Source organism: Janibacter indicus (assembly GCF_900176385.1).
Classification (GTDB): Bacteria; Actinomycetota; Actinomycetes; order Actinomycetales; family Dermatophilaceae; genus Janibacter; species Janibacter indicus.
Map to the genome: position 1 here is coordinate 239,078 of NZ_FWXN01000001.1, position 14,332 is coordinate 253,409.

Here is a 14,332-nt window from a genome sequence, read left to right on the forward strand (position 1 = left end):
GTGCTCATGAACTCGAAGGAGACCACGCACCGTGGCCGTCAAGATTCGTCTCAAGCGGATGGGCAAGATCCGCGCCCCCTTCTACCGCGTCGTCATCATGGACTCCCGTGCCAAGCGGGACGGCCGGGCGATCGAGGAGATCGGCAAGTACCACCCCACCGAGGAGCCCTCGGTCATCGACATCGACAGCGAGCGCGCGCAGTACTGGCTCTCCCAGGGCGCCCAGCCCACCGAGGCCGTCGCCGCCCTGCTGAAGGTCACCGGTGACTGGCAGAAGTTCAAGGGTGAGGCCGGCGCCGAGGGCACCCTCAAGGTCAAGGAGCCCAAGACCTCCAAGAAGGACCTCTACGAGGCCGCCCTCGCCTCCTCCGACAAGGAGGGCGCGGAGCACGAGGCCATCACCGCGAAGAAGAAGGCCGACAAGGAGGCCGCCGACAAGAAGGCTGCCGAGGAGAAGGCCGCTGCGGAGAAGGCCGAGGCCGAGGCTGCCGAGGCCCCCGCCGAGGAGACCCCGGCCGAGGCCGAGACCACCACCGAGGCCTGACATGCTCGACGAGGCGCTCGAGCACCTGGTCACCGGCATCGTCGACCACAAGGACGACGTCGTCGTCCGGAGCAAGCAGCTGCGTCGCGGCCAGATCCTCGAGGTGCGCGTGCACCCCGACGACCTGGGCCGCGTCATCGGTCGCTCCGGCCGCACCGCCTCCGCCCTGCGCACCGTCCTCGGCGCGCTCTCCGGCGGGGAGAACGTGCGGATCGACATCGTCGACACCGACCGCGAGCGCTGAGGGCAGCGCCCACGTCATGACGGATGGCCGTCACCCTGCGGGGTGGCGGCCATTCGCCATGTCGGGGCGCGGGTACATATCTTGTCCGGCATGACTTCCACGCAGGGCCACGTCGTCGCCCGCATCGGCAAGCCGCACGCGCTGCGCGGCGAGGTGACCGTCCAGCTGCACACGGACGACCCCGAGAGCCGGCTGGTGCCCGGCGCCGTCTTCGAGACGCGGGCCGAGCCCGGGTCCGGCGTGCCGCGTCGCCTCACCCTGGCGACGACGCGTGTGCACCGCGGCATCTGGCTGCTCGGGTTCGAGGAGATCCCCGACCGCACGGGCGCCGAGTCGCTGCGCGGGACCCGGCTCGTGCTGTCGGCCGACGAGCCGGACCCGACAGCCGACGACGAGGGCTGGTACGAGGCGGACCTCGTGGGCCTGACCGCGGTCGCGCCCGACGGCACCACGGTCGGCGAGGTGGTCGCGCTCGAGCTCGGCGCCGCCCAGGACCGGCTGCGACTGCGGCGACCCGACGGCAGCGAGGCGCTCGTCCCCTTCGTCGAGGTGCTCGTCCCGGAGGTCGACCCCGAGGCCGGCCGACTCGTCGTCGACGCGCCCCCCGGTCTGCTCGACATCGACGCGAAGGGGGAGTGAGCCGTGCGCATCGACGCCGTCTCGATCTTCCCCGACTACCTCGCGGCCCTCGACATCTCCCTCATCGGCAAGGCCCGTCGCGAGGGGATCATCGACCTGCGGGTCCACGACCTGCGCGACTTCGCCCACGACCGGCACCGCACCGTCGACGACACCCCCTACGGCGGGGGAGCGGGCATGGTCATGAAGCCGCAGCCGTGGAGCGAGGCCCTCACGCACGTCCTCGACTCGGCGGACGAGACGACCGGCCCGGCGCCGGTGCTCGTCGTGCCCGGGCCCGGCGGTGAGCGCTTCACCCAGGCGACCGCGCGCGAGCTCGCGCAGGCGCCCTGGCTGGCCTTTGCCTGCGGCCGCTACGAGGGCATCGACGAGCGGGTCTACGAGTGGGCGGCCGAGCGGATGCCCGTGCGGGTGGTCTCGCTCGGCGACTACGTGCTCAACGGCGGCGAGGTCGCCGTCCTGGCGATGGTCGAGGCCATCGGTCGGCTCCTGCCGGGCGTCGTCGGCAATGCCGAGTCGCTCGTCGAGGAGTCGCACGAAGGGGGTCTGCTCGAGTACCCGATCTACACCAAGCCCGCGGTGTGGGACGGCGGTGACGGGGTCGAGCGCACCGTGCCCGACGTCCTGCTCGGCGGCAACCACGCGGCCATCGCGCAGTGGCGCCATGAGCAGCGGCTCGCCCGCACCGCCGCCCGTCGTCCCGACCTGCTGCACGTGGCGGCGACGACGGAGGAGCTCGCCGGGCTCGAGCACTCGGTCGCCACCCGGGCGGATGCCGCGGAGCTGACCGTGCTGCAGAAGGCCTGCTGGATCGAGATGGTCACGCCCGAGCAGCACTGGTGGGGCGCGCCCGCCGAGGACGCCGCGACCGTCGCCGACGACCTCGAGCACTGGACGACGCACCTCTTCCGCTCGCAGGGGCGTCTCGTCGGATCGGTCCGGGTGCGGCGCGACCCGCAGGAGCCGACGACCTGGCAGATCGGGCGGCTCATGGTCGCGCCCGATCTGCAGGGACGCGGGCTGGGACGGGCGCTGCTCGCGCACGCCGAGGCCCTCGCCCCGGCCGACGTGCGGGCCTACTGGCTCAACACCGGGGCCGACCAGTCGCGTCTGCTGCGGCTGTACAAGAAGGCCGGGTACCGGGTGTGCGGTCCCGGCGAGTGCCCGGGCACGGTCGACCTCAGCCGTCCCGTGCACAGGTGAGTCACCCCCTTCGTCACGAAGGGAGGGGTCACAGGCAGGCCGGGAGCCAGACGCGCAGGGCGACCTCGAGCGCGGCGGTGCCCACGAGGGCCGCGAACAGCCAGACCCACCCACGCGCCCGGTGACCCAGCGAGAGCAGGGCGACCGGGATCGCCAGCACGAGGAAGACCACGGGCAGGCTGGTCCGCAGGGCCGGGCCGAGGGCGTCGATGCCACCGCACTGCGACCCGAGCCCGGCCTCGAGGTCGATGAGCCCGCGCAGCCGCGAGGTGAGGACGGCAGCCGCCGGCGCGAGGAGGGTCACGGTGAGCACGGCACCGACGGCACGGCCGAGACGCGTGCCGCCGACGGACGTCGCCTCGTCGGCGGTCGGTCGATTTCTGGTCACGCGCTCCCTCTGGCAGACTTGGACATCGCGCTCATGGACACCGCCCCTGCCACAGGGGGAGTGCCGGGAGCGACGAGGCCGACAGGCATCGTCACCCGCTGCACGCGGCGGTGGGCGCGACACCTCACACAGTACTGACGAGGGCGGACGACCTGTGGCGTCTGCAAGAAAGCGACAGCGCCATGCAGCGTTTCGACGAGATCGACAAGGCGTCCCTGCGGGACGACGTCCCCGAGTTCCGGGCCGGCGACACCGTCAAGGTCCACGTCAAGGTCATCGAGGGCAACCGCTCCCGTGTCCAGGTCTTCCAGGGCGTCGTCATCCGCCGCCACGGCGGCGGCGTGGGCGAGACCTTCACCGTCCGCAAGGTCTCCTTCGGCGTCGGTGTCGAGCGCACCTTCCCGCTCCACACGCCGGTCATCGAGAAGATCGAGGTCGCCACCCGTGGTGACGTCCGCCGCGCGAAGCTGTACTACCTGCGCAACCTGCGCGGCAAGGCGGCCCGCATCCGCGAGCGTCGCGAGACCCCCGCGAGCTGACCCTCGCCCTGCTGCGGGCTCTAGGCTGACCCCGATGTCGACCGAGCCCACCCAGGACACCAGCGCCTCGACCCCCGCCGGAGACCCGGCGGGGGTCGACGCGCGTCCGGCCCGCCGGCTCCTGCTCGAGATCGGCATCGCCGTGCTCCTCGTCGTGCTGCTGCGAGCCTTCGTCATGCAGTCCTTCCACGTCCCGAGCGGGTCGATGGAGCCGACGATCATGCCGGGCGACCGGGTCGTCGTCACCAAGATCGGCGCGGGCGAGGTGGAGCGCGGTGACGTCATCGTCTTCGACGGCACCGACACCTTCGCGGCCGCCGACCGCACCCCCTTCGCCTCCGACGGGGTCATCGGGCGCACGCTGTCCGCGATCGCCTCGACCCTGTCGATCGACCTGGGCGAGCAGGACTTCCTCAAGCGGGTCGCCGGGGTCGGGGGAGACCGGGTGACGTGCACGCCCGACGACGGTCTGCAGGTCGACGGCCAACCCGTCGACGAGCCCTGGCTGGAGCCGGGGACGACCGCCTGCGACACCCCCTTCGACGTCACCGTCCCGCAGGGGCGCCTCTTCGTCCTCGGCGACAACCGAGGCGACTCCGCCGACTCCCGTGCCCACCTCGGTGACCCCGGCGGTGGCATGGTCCCCGTCGACGACGTCGTCGGCCACGTGGCGTGGCGCTACTGGCCGCTGGACCGGATCGGTGGCCTCGGGGACCACGCCGGGTGAGCGACCGGCTGCCGGGACACGGCGGTCACGGATGCGCCGAAGCGGGCGTCGAGCAGCAATACTGGAGCGGATGACGCCCGAACCCGGGGCGCGGTAGAGGAAGAGACCTGTGGCACACGATCCTGATTCGGCCCACGCAGAGGCCGAGGACGCCGAGCGGGAGCGGGCCCGGGACGAGCGGACGACCAACGAGCGCGGCTTCGGCGCCCGGCTCGGCGCGGTGGTCAAGGAGATCGTCGTCGTGCTGGCGATGGCCCTGACCCTGTCCTTCATCGTCAAGACCTTCCTCGTCCAGGCCTTCTTCATCCCCAGCGAGTCGATGCAGGACACCCTCCTCGTCGGCGACCGGGTCGTCGTCTCCAAGCTCACGCCGGGTCCCTTCGACATCAAGCGCGGCGACATCGTCGTCTTCGAGGACCCGGGCGACTGGCTCAGCCCGACCCCCGAGACGAGCCGCGGGCCGGTGCTCGACGGGGTGCGTGACGCGCTGATGTTCGTCGGCCTGCTCCCCGACACCTCCGAGGGGCACCTCATCAAGCGGGTCATCGGCCTGCCGGGTGACCACGTGCAGTGCTGCGACGCCGAGGGGCGCCTGCTCATCAACGGCGAGCCGGTCGACGAGTCGCCCTACCTCAAGCCCGGGGTCGAGGCGAGCGAGCAGGAGTTCAACATCACCGTGCCGAGCGGGAGCCTGTGGGTCATGGGTGACAACCGCAGCGACTCGAGCGACTCGCGCTTCCACGACCCGGGCGGCACCGGCGACAAGGGGTCCGTCCCGATCGACCTCGTCGTCGGTCGTGCCGTCGTCACCGTCTGGCCCTTCGACCGCATGACGACGCTGAGCGACCACAGCGAGGTCTTCTCCGAGGTCCCCGACGCGGGCAGCAACCGCTCGCTCGGCCCGCCCGCGCGCGAGCCGCACACGTCGTGACGCCCGCTCGCCGCGGGCCTCGCTCCGGGCGTGGCCTCTCCGGCAAACCCAGCCTGCGCGTCGAGCGCGAGCTGCAGCGTGCCGGGCACCGGGTGCTCGCCGGCATGGACGAGGTGGGGCGCGGTGCGCTCGCCGGGCCGGTGAGCGTCGGGGTCGTCGTCATCGACGAGACCTGCCGCACCGCGCCGGCCGGTGTGCGCGACTCCAAGCTGCTCACGCCCGCGGCGCGTGAGGCGATGGTGCCGCGGCTGCACCGCTGGGCCCTCGGGCACGCGGTCGGGCACGCCTCGCCGGCGGAGATCGACGAGATCGGGATCATCGCCGCGCTGCGCATCGCGGGTCAGCGGGCGCTCGGCCAGCTCGACGTGGTCCCCGACCTCGTCCTGCTCGACGGCAACCACGACTGGCTCACCGACCCCGACGAGGTGGGGCTCTTCGCCGAGCTGTCGGGTGGTGCCTCGACGCCGCCGGTGCGCACGATGATCAAGGCGGACATGCGGTGCAGCTCGGTCGCGGCGGCGAGCGTGCTGGCCAAGGTCGAGCGCGACTCCCGCATGGTCGAGCTCGCGCAGACACACCCGCACTACGGCTGGGCCGACAACAAGGGCTACTCCGCGAGTGCCCATCTCGACGCGCTCGCGGCCCACGGGCCGAGTGAGGAGCATCGCCGCTCGTGGTCCCTGCCGGGGGTGGCGGCCGTCGTGCCGCAGGCCGTGGGGGATGATGAGGTCGGACCGGGCGAGGGCCACGAGCTGCTCGCCGGCACGGTGAGCGAAGGGAGGTCCCGGTGAGCTCTGAGGACCTGGAGAAGTACGAGACCGAGATGGAGCTCGCGCTCTATCGCGAGTACCGCGACGTGGTGCACCTCTTCAGCCACGTCGTCGAGACCGAGCGGCGCTTCTACCTCGCCAACAGCGTCGACGTCACGGTCCGCGGCGAGGGAGCCGAGGTCTACTTCGAGGTGACGATGCAGGACGCGTGGGTGTGGGACATCTACCGTCCCGCGCGCTTCGCCAAGCAGGTGCGAGTCGTCACCTTCAAGGACGTCAACGTCGAGGAGCTCGCCAAGTCCGAGCTCGAGATGCCCGACGGCGGCTTCTAGCCGAGTCGGGACCCCGTCCCCAGACCCGGTGCGGCGAGCGGCGGTGTCCACAGCCGCGAGGTGATGGCCTCGTCGGAGCCACCGGCCACCTTGACTGGAGGTCGGAGGTGGTCGCAGATGACCGAGGTGGAGCCCACACGGGCGAGCGTGGGAGCGGACGGCGAGGACTTCGCCGTGACCTTCCTGACCAGGCAGGGCATGCAGCTGCTCGACCGCAACTGGCGGTGCAGCGAGGGCGAGATCGACCTCGTCATGAGAGACGGCGACGTGGTCGTCGTCTGCGAGGTCAAGACGCGGCGCAGCCGTGCCTTCGGTGACCCCGTGCACGCGATCACCCGGGCCAAGCTCGCGCGGCTGCGTCGGCTGGCGGGGCGGTGGCTCGCCGAGCACCGGGTCGACGCCCGGGGCGTGCGGCTGGACTTCGTCGGGCTGGTCCGCGACCCCGACGGCCTCTACGAGGTCGACTTCCGGCCCGGGGTGGGGCAGTGAGCATCGGGGTGACCCGCGGGGTGGCGCTGCGCGGGATCACCGGTCATCTCGTCGACATCGAGTGCCACGTCGGGCGAGGGCTCCCGGCCTTCGACATCAGCGGCCTGCCCGACGCGGCGCTGCGTCAGGCACCCCAGCGGGTGCGGGCAGCGTCGATCTCCGCCGGCTTCTCGCTCAACTCCCGCCAGCTGACGGTCAACCTGTCGCCCGCGTCGATCCCCAAGCACGGCACGGGCTTCGATCTCGGCATCGCCGTCGCCGTCCTCGCCGCCTGCGAGGAGCTGCCGGCGGCGCTCGTACGACCCGTCGTGCACCTCGCCGAGCTCGGCCTCGACGGGCGGCTGCGGCACGTCACCGGGGTGCTGCCGGCGGTGCTCGCCGCGCAGGCCGCCGGCTGCGGGCACGTCGTCGTCGCACCCGAGGACGTGGCCGAGGCCCGGCTCGTCGAGGGGGTGCGGGTCTCCACGGCCGGCACGCTCGGGGAGCTCGTGCTCGCCTACCGCTCGGCGCAGCGCGAGGGCGGCGGGCTCCACCCGGCCGACGAGGCATCCGTGGCGCCCAGTGGGCCGGCAGCTCGACGGCTGGACCTGGCCGAGGTGTCCGGCCAGCACGAGGCCCGCACGGCACTCATGCTCGCAGCGGCGGGCGGGCACCACCTGCTGCTCAACGGTCCACCGGGTTCGGGCAAGACGATGCTCGCCGAGCGACTCGTGACGATCCTGCCGCCGCTGACCCGCGAGCAGGCGCTCGAGACCCTGGCCGTGCGCTCCCTCGTCGGGGTGGCACCGCCGACCGGCCTCGACGTCGTGCCCCCCTTCGTCGCGCCGCACCACTCCGCGAGCGTCGCAGCCCTCGTCGGCGGGGGCTCGGGCGTCGTGCTGCCGGGCGCGCTGTCCCAGGCGCACCACGGCGTGCTCTTCCTCGACGAGGCGGCTGAGTTCGGCAGCGCGGTGCTCCAGGCCTTGCGGCAACCGCTCGAGTCCGGGCGGGTCGTCATCGCCCGGGCCCGCGAGCGGGTGACCTACCCGGCCCGGGTCCAGCTGGTCCTCGCGGCCAACCCGTGCCCGTGCGGCGAGGGGCACGGCAAGGGACTGGCCTGCCGGTGCAGACCGACCGAGCGGCGGGCCTATGCGGCCCGGCTCAGCGGACCGCTGCTCGACCGGGTCGACATCCAAGTGCAGGTCCCCAAGGTCAGCCTGGCCGACCTCAGCGAGGACCCACCCGACTCGAGCGAGGCGGTCGCCGCCCGCGTGCTGGCCGCCCGCGAGGTGCAGCGACGCAGGTGGGAGCCGCTCGGCTGGTCGCTCAACAGCCAGGTCCCCGGGCCGCAGCTGCGCCGCCGACCGTGGCGCCTGCCGTCGGCCACGACTGCCACGCTCGATCGGGCGCTCGACCTGGGGCAGGTGACGGTCCGCGGCTACGACCGGATCCTGAGGTTGGCGTGGACCTCGGCGGACCTCAACGGCCGTACCGTCCCGAGCCCGACCGATGTGGGTCTGGCGCTGATGTACCGCACGCAGGGCGCGGTGGCGGCATGAGCCGGTCCCAGGTCGATGGCATCCCGACGAGTGCCGAGGTCGCTCGCGCCCACGCGATGGTCGGGTCCGACGAGCGGCGGGCGCGGGTCGCCTGGTCGCGGGTGCTCGAGCTGCGCCGCGAGCGGGTGAGCGATGCACCACACGCCCTGCAGTCCGTCCTCGCAGAGGTCGGTCACGTCGAGGCCTGGCACCGCCTTGCCGACGGCGACCTGCCCCGCTCGGCGAGTGCCCGCGCGCACGTGGTCGGGGTCGACGTCGACGGCGAGCTGGACCGCGTCGAGCGCTCGGGGGCCCGGGTCGTGATCCCGGGAGACGCCGACTGGCCCGAGGTCCTCTCGCACCCCCTCGTCTCCCCGCACCTGCTCCACGTGCGGGGGCAGGGGTCGCTCACCGACCTGTCGACCCGGGCCGTCGCCATCGTCGGTTCGCGCGCGAGCACGGGCTACGGCGAGGCCATCGCCCGGGAGATCGGGGCGGGCGCCGCGGGTCGGGGCTGGACGGTCGTGTCCGGTGCGGCCTTCGGCATCGATGCCGCGGCCCACCAGGGGGCGCTCGCCGTGCACGGGCCGGCCATCGCCGTGCTCCCGTGCGGGCCCGACCGGGTATACCCGGAGGGCAACCGGCGGCTCGTCGACGCCGTCGCCGAGCAGGGGGTCGTCATCACGGAGCTGGCCATCGGGACCGTGGGCATGCGGCACCGCTTCCTCTCGCGCAACCGGATCATCGCTGCCCTGTCGCAGGCGACGCTCGTCGTCGAGGCGGGGCTGCGGTCCGGCTCGCTCAACACCGCCGGTTGGGCCGAGGCGATGCGCCGCCCCGTCGGGGTCGTGCCCGGTCCGGTGACCCAGATGTCGTCGGCGGGCTGTCACGAGTGGATCCAGAAGCACCGCGGCAGTCTGGTCACCGACACCGCGGACCTGCTCGCCCTGGCCGGACGCGTGGGCGAGGAGGTCGACCAACCGGTCGAGCTCCTCGGTCCAGCCCGTGACCTCGACGTGCTCCGGCCGCCGCACCGCCGCATCCACGACCTACTGAGCAGCCGCAGGGGAGTCCCGGTCGGCGAGCTCGCGGTCGAGCTCGTGGTGCCGCTCGAGGAGGTGCTCGCCGACCTGGCGGAGATGTCGCTCGAGGGGTGGGTGGTGCAGGACGACACCGGCGGCTGGCGTCGCGGCCCCGGCCCGAGGCGCTGACGATGGAGGACGGCGTGACCTCCGGGACGCGCGGGTCAGACCGTGGCACCGTGGGGGAGTGAGCGCTGCGTCGACCTCGGAGCCGGCGCCGACCCCTGCGTGGGTCGGCGAGGTCGTCGACGCCTATGCCGCGCACCTGCTGCGTGAGCGCGATCGATCGGAGCACACGATCAGGGCCTATGCGGGCGACGTGCGCGCCTGCCTCATGTGGTGTGCCCACGACGGCAGCGACGCGCTCGCCGACGTCACGCTGGCGCAGCTGAGGTCCTGGCTCGGCAGCCTCGCCTCGGGGGGCGCCGCCCGCGCGACCCTCTCCCGCCGGTCGGCCGCGGTACGCACCTTCTTCGCCTGGACGACGCGCACCGGCCGCACCGCCACGGACCCCGCACTGCGGCTGGCGTCCCCCAAGCGGCAGCGCACCCTGCCCGACGTCGTCTCCCGCGACGGCATGAGTGCCGTGCTCGACGTCGCGGCAGTCGCCGCGGACGACGAGGACCCGATCCACCTGCGCAACCGCGCCGTGCTCGAGCTGCTCTACGCGAGCGGGATCCGGGTCAGCGAGCTCACCGGCCTCGACGTCGACGACCTCGATCGCGGTCGACGGGTCGTGCGGGTCCTCGGCAAGGGTCGCAAGGAGCGCGTGGTGCCCTATGGCGCGCCCGCCGACGAGGCTCTCGGCGAGTGGCTGGAGCGTGGACGACCCCGGGTGGTCGTCGAGGGGTCGGGCCCGGCGCTCTTCCTCGGCCGTCGGGGCCGCCGGGTCGACCCGCGCCAGGTCCGAGAGGTCGTCCACTCCCTGCTCGCCCACGTGCCCGATGCGCCCGATGTGGGGCCGCACGGCCTGCGCCACTCGGCCGCGACGCACCTGCTCGAGGGTGGCGCTGACCTGCGCATGGTCCAGGAGCTCCTCGGCCACAGCTCGCTCGCGACGACCCAGATCTACACGCACGTCTCGCTCGACCGCCTGCGCCGCAGCTACGAGCAGGCGCACCCCCGCGCCTGAGCCCTGCGGGCGTCACCGACCGGATGGACGGTCGGGATTCTCTCGACCCGGCGGCAGGGGAGGGGCGCTCAGGGGACGGGCAGGAGGATCACCCGGCGGGCACCGAAGAAGGTCATCGGGTCGAGGTAGGTCGGCCCGCGACGCGCACCCAGGTGGAGGCAGGCCGCGGGAGCGCAGTGCCCCGACTCCGGCCCGATCGTGCCGATCCGCTGGCCACGCGCCACCCGGTCACCCATCGAGACGGCGGCGTCGACCGGCTCGTAGGTGCTGCGCACACCGTCGGCGTGGGTGACGCTCACCGTGCCCCGACCGGCGATCCGACCCCGATGGGTCACCACCCCGTCGGCGACCGCGGTGACCGGCGCGCCCCGCGCGGTCGACAGGTCGATGCCGCGATGACCGGCGCCCCACTGCTCCTCCGGCGCGTCGAAGGGGGCCGCCACGGCCGGGCGGGCACCGCCCCCGACCGGCCACGACCAGCGAGCCGCGGCAGGTGGGGCGGGTGGACCGGTGAGGGCCCCGGCCAGGGCGAGGGCGACGAAGGTGACGGTGCTCATGGGGTGAGCGTGACCCCCTTCGCGCCGCCGCCGGTGGCGCCCGGCAGACCTGTGGACGGGGCCGCCGCCCCGCCGAGGACTGTGGATCAGCCGGTGAAGGCCGCGAGACGGCGGCAGGCCTCCTCGATGACCGGCACCTGCTTGCAGAAGGCGAAGCGCACGAGGGTCGCCATCCGGTCGGGCTCGTCGCAGAAGACCGAGACCGGCACGGCGGCGACCCCGGCCGCAGCGGGCAGGTCGAGGCACCACTGGAGCGCATTGGTCACGCCGAGCGGTGCGGCGTCGGCGACGACGAAGTAGGTCCCGTCGCTCGGGCGCACCTCGAGCCCGGCGTCGGCCAACCCGGCGACGAGCAGGTCACGGCGTGCCCGCAGCGATTCGGTGAGGTCGGTGAGCACCTGCGGCCCCAGGTCGAGTGCCTGGGCGACCGCGTGCTGCAGGGGAGAGGCGGTGGTGAAGGTCAGGTACTGCTTGACCACGCGGGCGGCCCGCACGAGCGGTGCGGGGCCGGTGACCCAGCCGACCTTCCAGCCGGTGACGGAGAAGAACTTCCCAGCGGACCCGATCGTCAGCGTCCGCTCGGCCATCCCCGGCAGCGTCGCGATGGGCACGTGCGGCACGTCGAAGGTCAGGTGCTCGTAGACCTCGTCGCTGATGACCCATGCGTCGTGCCGACGGGCGAGATCGGCGATGACCTCGAGCTCGGCGCGGGTGAAGACCTTGCCGAGGGGGTTGTGCGGCGTGTTGAGCAGGACCACCCGGGTGCGCTCGGAGAAGGCCGCGGCGAGCCGCTCCGGGTCGAAGGTCAGGTCCGGGTACGACAGCGGGACGGTCCGCCGGACCCCTCCGGCCAGGTCGATGCCCGCGGCGTAGCTGTCGTAGTAGGGCTCGAAGGTGACCACCTCGTCGCCGGGGGAGACGAGTCCGAGCAGGCTCGCGGCGATCGCCTCGGTCGCCCCGGAGGTGATGAGCACCTCCGTCGCCGGGTCAAGGCGAAGGGAGTGGTGGCGCGCCTGGTGCGCGGCCACCGCCTCGCGCAGCGCCGGGATGCCGATCGACGGCGGGTACTGGTTGTGGCCGGCCGTGATCGCCGCCCGGGCCGCCTCGAGGACCTCCTCGGGTCCGTCGATGTCCGGGAAACCCTGGCCGAGGTTGACCGCGTCGTGCTCGAGCGCCAGCGCCGACATCGTCGCGAAGATCGTCTCGGCGTGCGGCTCCATGCGGTCGACGAGGGGTGAGCTCATGCCCGCAGGCTACGCGGGGCGACGATTTCCCCCCTTCGCCCTGCAGCCGTAGGATGAGGGGCACATCCAGTCTGTCTGGATGAATTCGCGTGTTCCCCGCCGGGTGATCAGATCACTGTGAATCCGGGGCCACACCACGGCAGTCCCGACCTCGGTCGGGCGGGGTGGGTCGGAGCACCAGGAGACAACTGACAACCTACGAGAGAGGACTTCGGCATGGCCGTCGTCACCATGCGCCAGCTCCTGGAGAGCGGCGTCCACTTCGGGCACCAGACCCGCCGGTGGAACCCCAAGATGAAGCGCTTCATCATGACCGAGCGCAACGGCATCTACATCATCGACCTGCAGCAGTCGCTGACCTACATCAACGACGCCTACGAGTTCGTCAAGCAGACCGTGTCCCACGGCGGCACGATCCTGTTCGTCGGCACCAAGAAGCAGGCCCAGGAGCCCATCGCCGAGCAGGCGACGCGCGTCGGGATGCCCTACGTCAACCACCGCTGGCTCGGTGGCATGCTCACCAACTTCCAGACGATCTCCAAGCGTCTCACCCGCCTGAAGGAGCTCGAGGAGATCGACTTCGACACCGTCGCCGGCTCCGGCTACACGAAGAAGGAGCTCCTCATCCTTCGCCGTGAGAAGGACAAGCTGGAGAAGACCCTCGGCGGTATCCGCAACATGGCCAAGGTTCCCTCGGCCGTGTGGATCGTCGACACCAAGAAGGAGCACCTGGCCGTCGACGAGGCCCGCAAGCTCGGCCTCCCGGTCATCGCGATCCTCGACACCAACTGCGACCCCGACGAGGTCGACTACAAGATCCCGGGCAACGACGACGCGATCCGTTCGGTCACCCTGCTCACCCGCGTCGTCGCCGACGCGGTCGCCGACGGCCTGATGGCCCGTGGTGGCGGCAACGCCACCGGGGGTGCCTCCGCCGCCGAGGCCGAGCCGATGGCCGAGTGGGAGCGCGAGCTCCTCGCCGGTGAGGGCACCGAGGCTGCGGCTCCCGCCGCCGAGGCTCCCGCCGCCGAGGCCGCTGCGACCGAGGCGCCCGCCGCCGAGGCCCCCGCGACCGAGGCGCCCGCCGCCGAGGCCACCCCCGAGGCCTGAGCACCACCTCACCGACCACCGTCAACCTCTCTCGAAGGAGAACGGGACACACATGGCGAACTACACCGCCGCTGACATCAAGGAGCTGCGCGAGCGCACCGGCGCCGGCATGCTCGACGTGAAGAAGGCGCTCGACGAGGCCGAGGGCGACAAGTCCAAGGCCCAGGAGCTGCTGCGCATCAAGGGCCTCAAGGGCGTGACCAAGCGCGAGGGCCGCACGACCTCCAACGGTCTGGTCGTCGCCAAGGCGGAGGCCGGCGTCGGCACCCTCGTCGAGGTCCTCTGCGAGACCGACTTCGTCGCCAAGGGCGAGAAGTTCGGCGCCCTCGCGGACGAGGTCCTCGCCGCGGCCGTCGCGGCCAAGGCCACCGACGCGGAGACCCTGCTGGCTGCCCCCGCCGGGGACAAGACCGTCAAGGAGCTCCTCGACGACGCCAACGCCACCATCGGCGAGAAGATCGAGGTCAAGCGGGTCGCCCGCGTCGAGGCCCCCAACGTCTCGGCGTACCTGCACAAGACCAGCCCCGACCTGCCGGCCCAGATCGGTGTCCTCCTGGGCACCGAGGGTGGCGACGACCAGGTGGCCCGTGACGTCGCGATGCACATCGCCGCGTTCAGCCCCAACGTCCTCACCCGCGACGAGATCGACGCCGACGTCGTCGCCAACGAGCGTCGCATCGCCGAGGAGACGGCCAAGGAGGAGGGCAAGCCCGAGGCTGCCCTGCCCAAGATCGTCGAGGGCCGGGTCAACGGCTTCTTCAAGGAAAACGTCCTGCTCGACCAGCCCTTCGCCAAGGACTCCAAGAAGTCCGTCGGCAAGGTCCTCGAGGAGGCCGGCGCGAGCGCGACCCAGTTCGCTCGCTTCCGCGTCGGTTCCTGACGAA

The 14,332-nt window shown here is 72.5% G+C and carries 18 protein-coding genes; 15 read left to right on the forward strand and 3 right to left on the reverse strand.

The annotated features are described in order from the left end of the window. Window positions 1-31 precede the first annotated feature (31 nt). The 4 genes from rpsP (at window position 32) to trmD (ending at window position 2,630) form a co-directional block, all read left to right on the forward strand. Entirely contained in the window at window positions 32-544 is a 513-nt protein-coding gene (gene rpsP, locus B9B60_RS01120; RefSeq protein WP_072624130.1) for a 30S ribosomal protein S16, read from the forward strand. A 1-nt stretch (window position 545) separates the two neighbouring features. After that, complete coding sequence (locus tag B9B60_RS01125) at window positions 546-788, forward strand: RNA-binding protein (RefSeq protein ID WP_072624131.1); 243 nt, start codon at window positions 546-548, stop codon at window positions 786-788. 90 nt (window positions 789-878) lie between these two features. Continuing rightward, complete coding sequence (gene rimM, locus B9B60_RS01130; RefSeq protein WP_084449472.1) at window positions 879-1,427, forward strand: ribosome maturation factor RimM; 549 nt, start codon at window positions 879-881, stop codon at window positions 1,425-1,427. Window positions 1,428-1,430: 3 nt separating this feature from the next. After that, window positions 1,431-2,630: a tRNA (guanosine(37)-N1)-methyltransferase TrmD gene (gene trmD / locus B9B60_RS01135; protein ID WP_084449473.1), complete on the forward strand. Its 1,200-nt coding sequence runs from the start codon at window positions 1,431-1,433 to the stop codon at window positions 2,628-2,630. A gap of 28 nt (window positions 2,631-2,658) precedes the next feature. Here the strand turns inward: trmD and B9B60_RS01140 are convergent, their stop codons facing one another. Beyond that, a complete protein-coding gene (locus B9B60_RS01140; protein WP_084449474.1) occupies window positions 2,659-3,018 on the reverse strand; it encodes a hypothetical protein in 360 nt (119 codons plus the stop codon). A 182-nt stretch (window positions 3,019-3,200) separates the two neighbouring features. On the opposite strand from B9B60_RS01140, the gene rplS reads away from it, so the two are divergent. The 9 genes from rplS to B9B60_RS01185 all read left to right on the forward strand — a co-directional run bounded on the left by rplS (window position 3,201) and on the right by B9B60_RS01185 (window position 10,537). Continuing rightward, window positions 3,201-3,557 (forward strand): 50S ribosomal protein L19, encoded by a 357-nt coding sequence (gene rplS, locus B9B60_RS01145; RefSeq protein ID WP_072624135.1) that lies wholly within the window; start codon window positions 3,201-3,203, stop codon window positions 3,555-3,557. 34 nt (window positions 3,558-3,591) lie between these two features. Next, window positions 3,592-4,284, forward strand: a complete 693-nt coding sequence (lepB, locus tag B9B60_RS01150) for a signal peptidase I (protein ID WP_084449475.1) — start codon at window positions 3,592-3,594, stop codon at window positions 4,282-4,284. 109 nt (window positions 4,285-4,393) lie between these two features. After that, window positions 4,394-5,215: a signal peptidase I gene (gene lepB, locus B9B60_RS01155; RefSeq protein ID WP_072624136.1), complete on the forward strand. Its 822-nt coding sequence runs from the start codon at window positions 4,394-4,396 to the stop codon at window positions 5,213-5,215. Next, a complete protein-coding gene (locus tag B9B60_RS01160) occupies window positions 5,212-6,006 on the forward strand; it encodes a ribonuclease HII (protein WP_084449476.1) in 795 nt (264 codons plus the stop codon). The genes lepB (B9B60_RS01155) and B9B60_RS01160 overlap by 4 nt, the downstream gene beginning before the upstream one ends. Then, window positions 6,003-6,317: a DUF2469 domain-containing protein gene (locus tag B9B60_RS01165; RefSeq protein ID WP_072624137.1), complete on the forward strand. Its 315-nt coding sequence runs from the start codon at window positions 6,003-6,005 to the stop codon at window positions 6,315-6,317. The genes B9B60_RS01160 and B9B60_RS01165 overlap by 4 nt, the downstream gene beginning before the upstream one ends. 117 nt (window positions 6,318-6,434) lie before the next feature. After that, on the forward strand, window positions 6,435-6,806 hold the full coding sequence (locus B9B60_RS01170; RefSeq protein WP_084449477.1) for a YraN family protein: 372 nt from the start codon (window positions 6,435-6,437) through the stop codon (window positions 6,804-6,806). Next, window positions 6,803-8,344 (forward strand): YifB family Mg chelatase-like AAA ATPase, encoded by a 1,542-nt coding sequence (locus B9B60_RS01175; RefSeq protein WP_084449478.1) that lies wholly within the window; start codon window positions 6,803-6,805, stop codon window positions 8,342-8,344. Before B9B60_RS01170 ends, B9B60_RS01175 begins: the two co-directional genes overlap by 4 nt. Further along, the gene (dprA, locus tag B9B60_RS01180) at window positions 8,341-9,534 is read left to right on the forward strand and encodes a DNA-processing protein DprA (RefSeq protein WP_084449479.1); all 1,194 of its coding nucleotides are present in this window, start codon (window positions 8,341-8,343) and stop codon (window positions 9,532-9,534) included. The genes B9B60_RS01175 and dprA overlap by 4 nt, the downstream gene beginning before the upstream one ends. Before the next feature lie 58 nt (window positions 9,535-9,592). Next, a complete protein-coding gene (locus B9B60_RS01185; RefSeq protein WP_084449480.1) occupies window positions 9,593-10,537 on the forward strand; it encodes a tyrosine recombinase XerC in 945 nt (314 codons plus the stop codon). Between the two features lie 68 nt (window positions 10,538-10,605). On the opposite strand, the gene B9B60_RS01190 is transcribed toward B9B60_RS01185, so the two are convergent. Together B9B60_RS01190 and B9B60_RS01195 are read right to left on the reverse strand one after the other, a co-directional pair. Beyond that, window positions 10,606-11,094 carry a murein hydrolase activator EnvC family protein gene (locus tag B9B60_RS01190; RefSeq protein WP_084449481.1) on the reverse strand — a complete coding sequence of 163 codons (489 nt, stop codon included), beginning with the start codon at window positions 11,092-11,094 and terminating at the stop codon, window positions 10,606-10,608. Between the two features lie 86 nt (window positions 11,095-11,180). Beyond that, window positions 11,181-12,338: a pyridoxal phosphate-dependent aminotransferase gene (locus tag B9B60_RS01195; protein WP_084449482.1), complete on the reverse strand. Its 1,158-nt coding sequence runs from the start codon at window positions 12,336-12,338 to the stop codon at window positions 11,181-11,183. Window positions 12,339-12,554: 216 nt separating this feature from the next. Between B9B60_RS01195 and rpsB the strand changes: the two genes are divergently transcribed. After that, window positions 12,555-13,448: a 30S ribosomal protein S2 gene (gene rpsB / locus B9B60_RS01200; protein ID WP_084449483.1), complete on the forward strand. Its 894-nt coding sequence runs from the start codon at window positions 12,555-12,557 to the stop codon at window positions 13,446-13,448. Window positions 13,449-13,500: 52 nt separating this feature from the next. Next, window positions 13,501-14,328 carry a translation elongation factor Ts gene (tsf, locus tag B9B60_RS01205; RefSeq protein WP_084449484.1) on the forward strand — a complete coding sequence of 276 codons (828 nt, stop codon included), beginning with the start codon at window positions 13,501-13,503 and terminating at the stop codon, window positions 14,326-14,328. The last annotated feature ends 4 nt before the right edge of the window (window positions 14,329-14,332 follow it).

What these genes read in the sequence shown, in the direction of transcription:
- B9B60_RS01125 (WP_072624131.1), top strand. Translation starts at nt 546, where the DNA reads ATGCTCGACGAGGCGCTCGAGCACCTGGTCACCGGCATCGTCGACCAC.
- rimM (WP_084449472.1), top strand. Translation starts at nt 879, where the DNA reads ATGACTTCCACGCAGGGCCACGTCGTCGCCCGCATCGGCAAGCCGCAC.
- rplS (WP_072624135.1), top strand. Translation starts at nt 3,201, where the DNA reads ATGCAGCGTTTCGACGAGATCGACAAGGCGTCCCTGCGGGACGACGTC.
- lepB (WP_084449475.1), top strand. Translation starts at nt 3,592, where the DNA reads ATGTCGACCGAGCCCACCCAGGACACCAGCGCCTCGACCCCCGCCGGA.
- B9B60_RS01170 (WP_084449477.1), top strand. Translation starts at nt 6,435, where the DNA reads ATGACCGAGGTGGAGCCCACACGGGCGAGCGTGGGAGCGGACGGCGAG.
- dprA (WP_084449479.1), top strand. Translation starts at nt 8,341, where the DNA reads ATGAGCCGGTCCCAGGTCGATGGCATCCCGACGAGTGCCGAGGTCGCT.
- B9B60_RS01190 (WP_084449481.1), bottom strand. Translation starts at nt 11,094, where the DNA reads ATGAGCACCGTCACCTTCGTCGCCCTCGCCCTGGCCGGGGCCCTCACC.
- B9B60_RS01195 (WP_084449482.1), bottom strand. Translation starts at nt 12,338, where the DNA reads ATGAGCTCACCCCTCGTCGACCGCATGGAGCCGCACGCCGAGACGATC.
- rpsB (WP_084449483.1), top strand. Translation starts at nt 12,555, where the DNA reads ATGGCCGTCGTCACCATGCGCCAGCTCCTGGAGAGCGGCGTCCACTTC.
- tsf (WP_084449484.1), top strand. Translation starts at nt 13,501, where the DNA reads ATGGCGAACTACACCGCCGCTGACATCAAGGAGCTGCGCGAGCGCACC.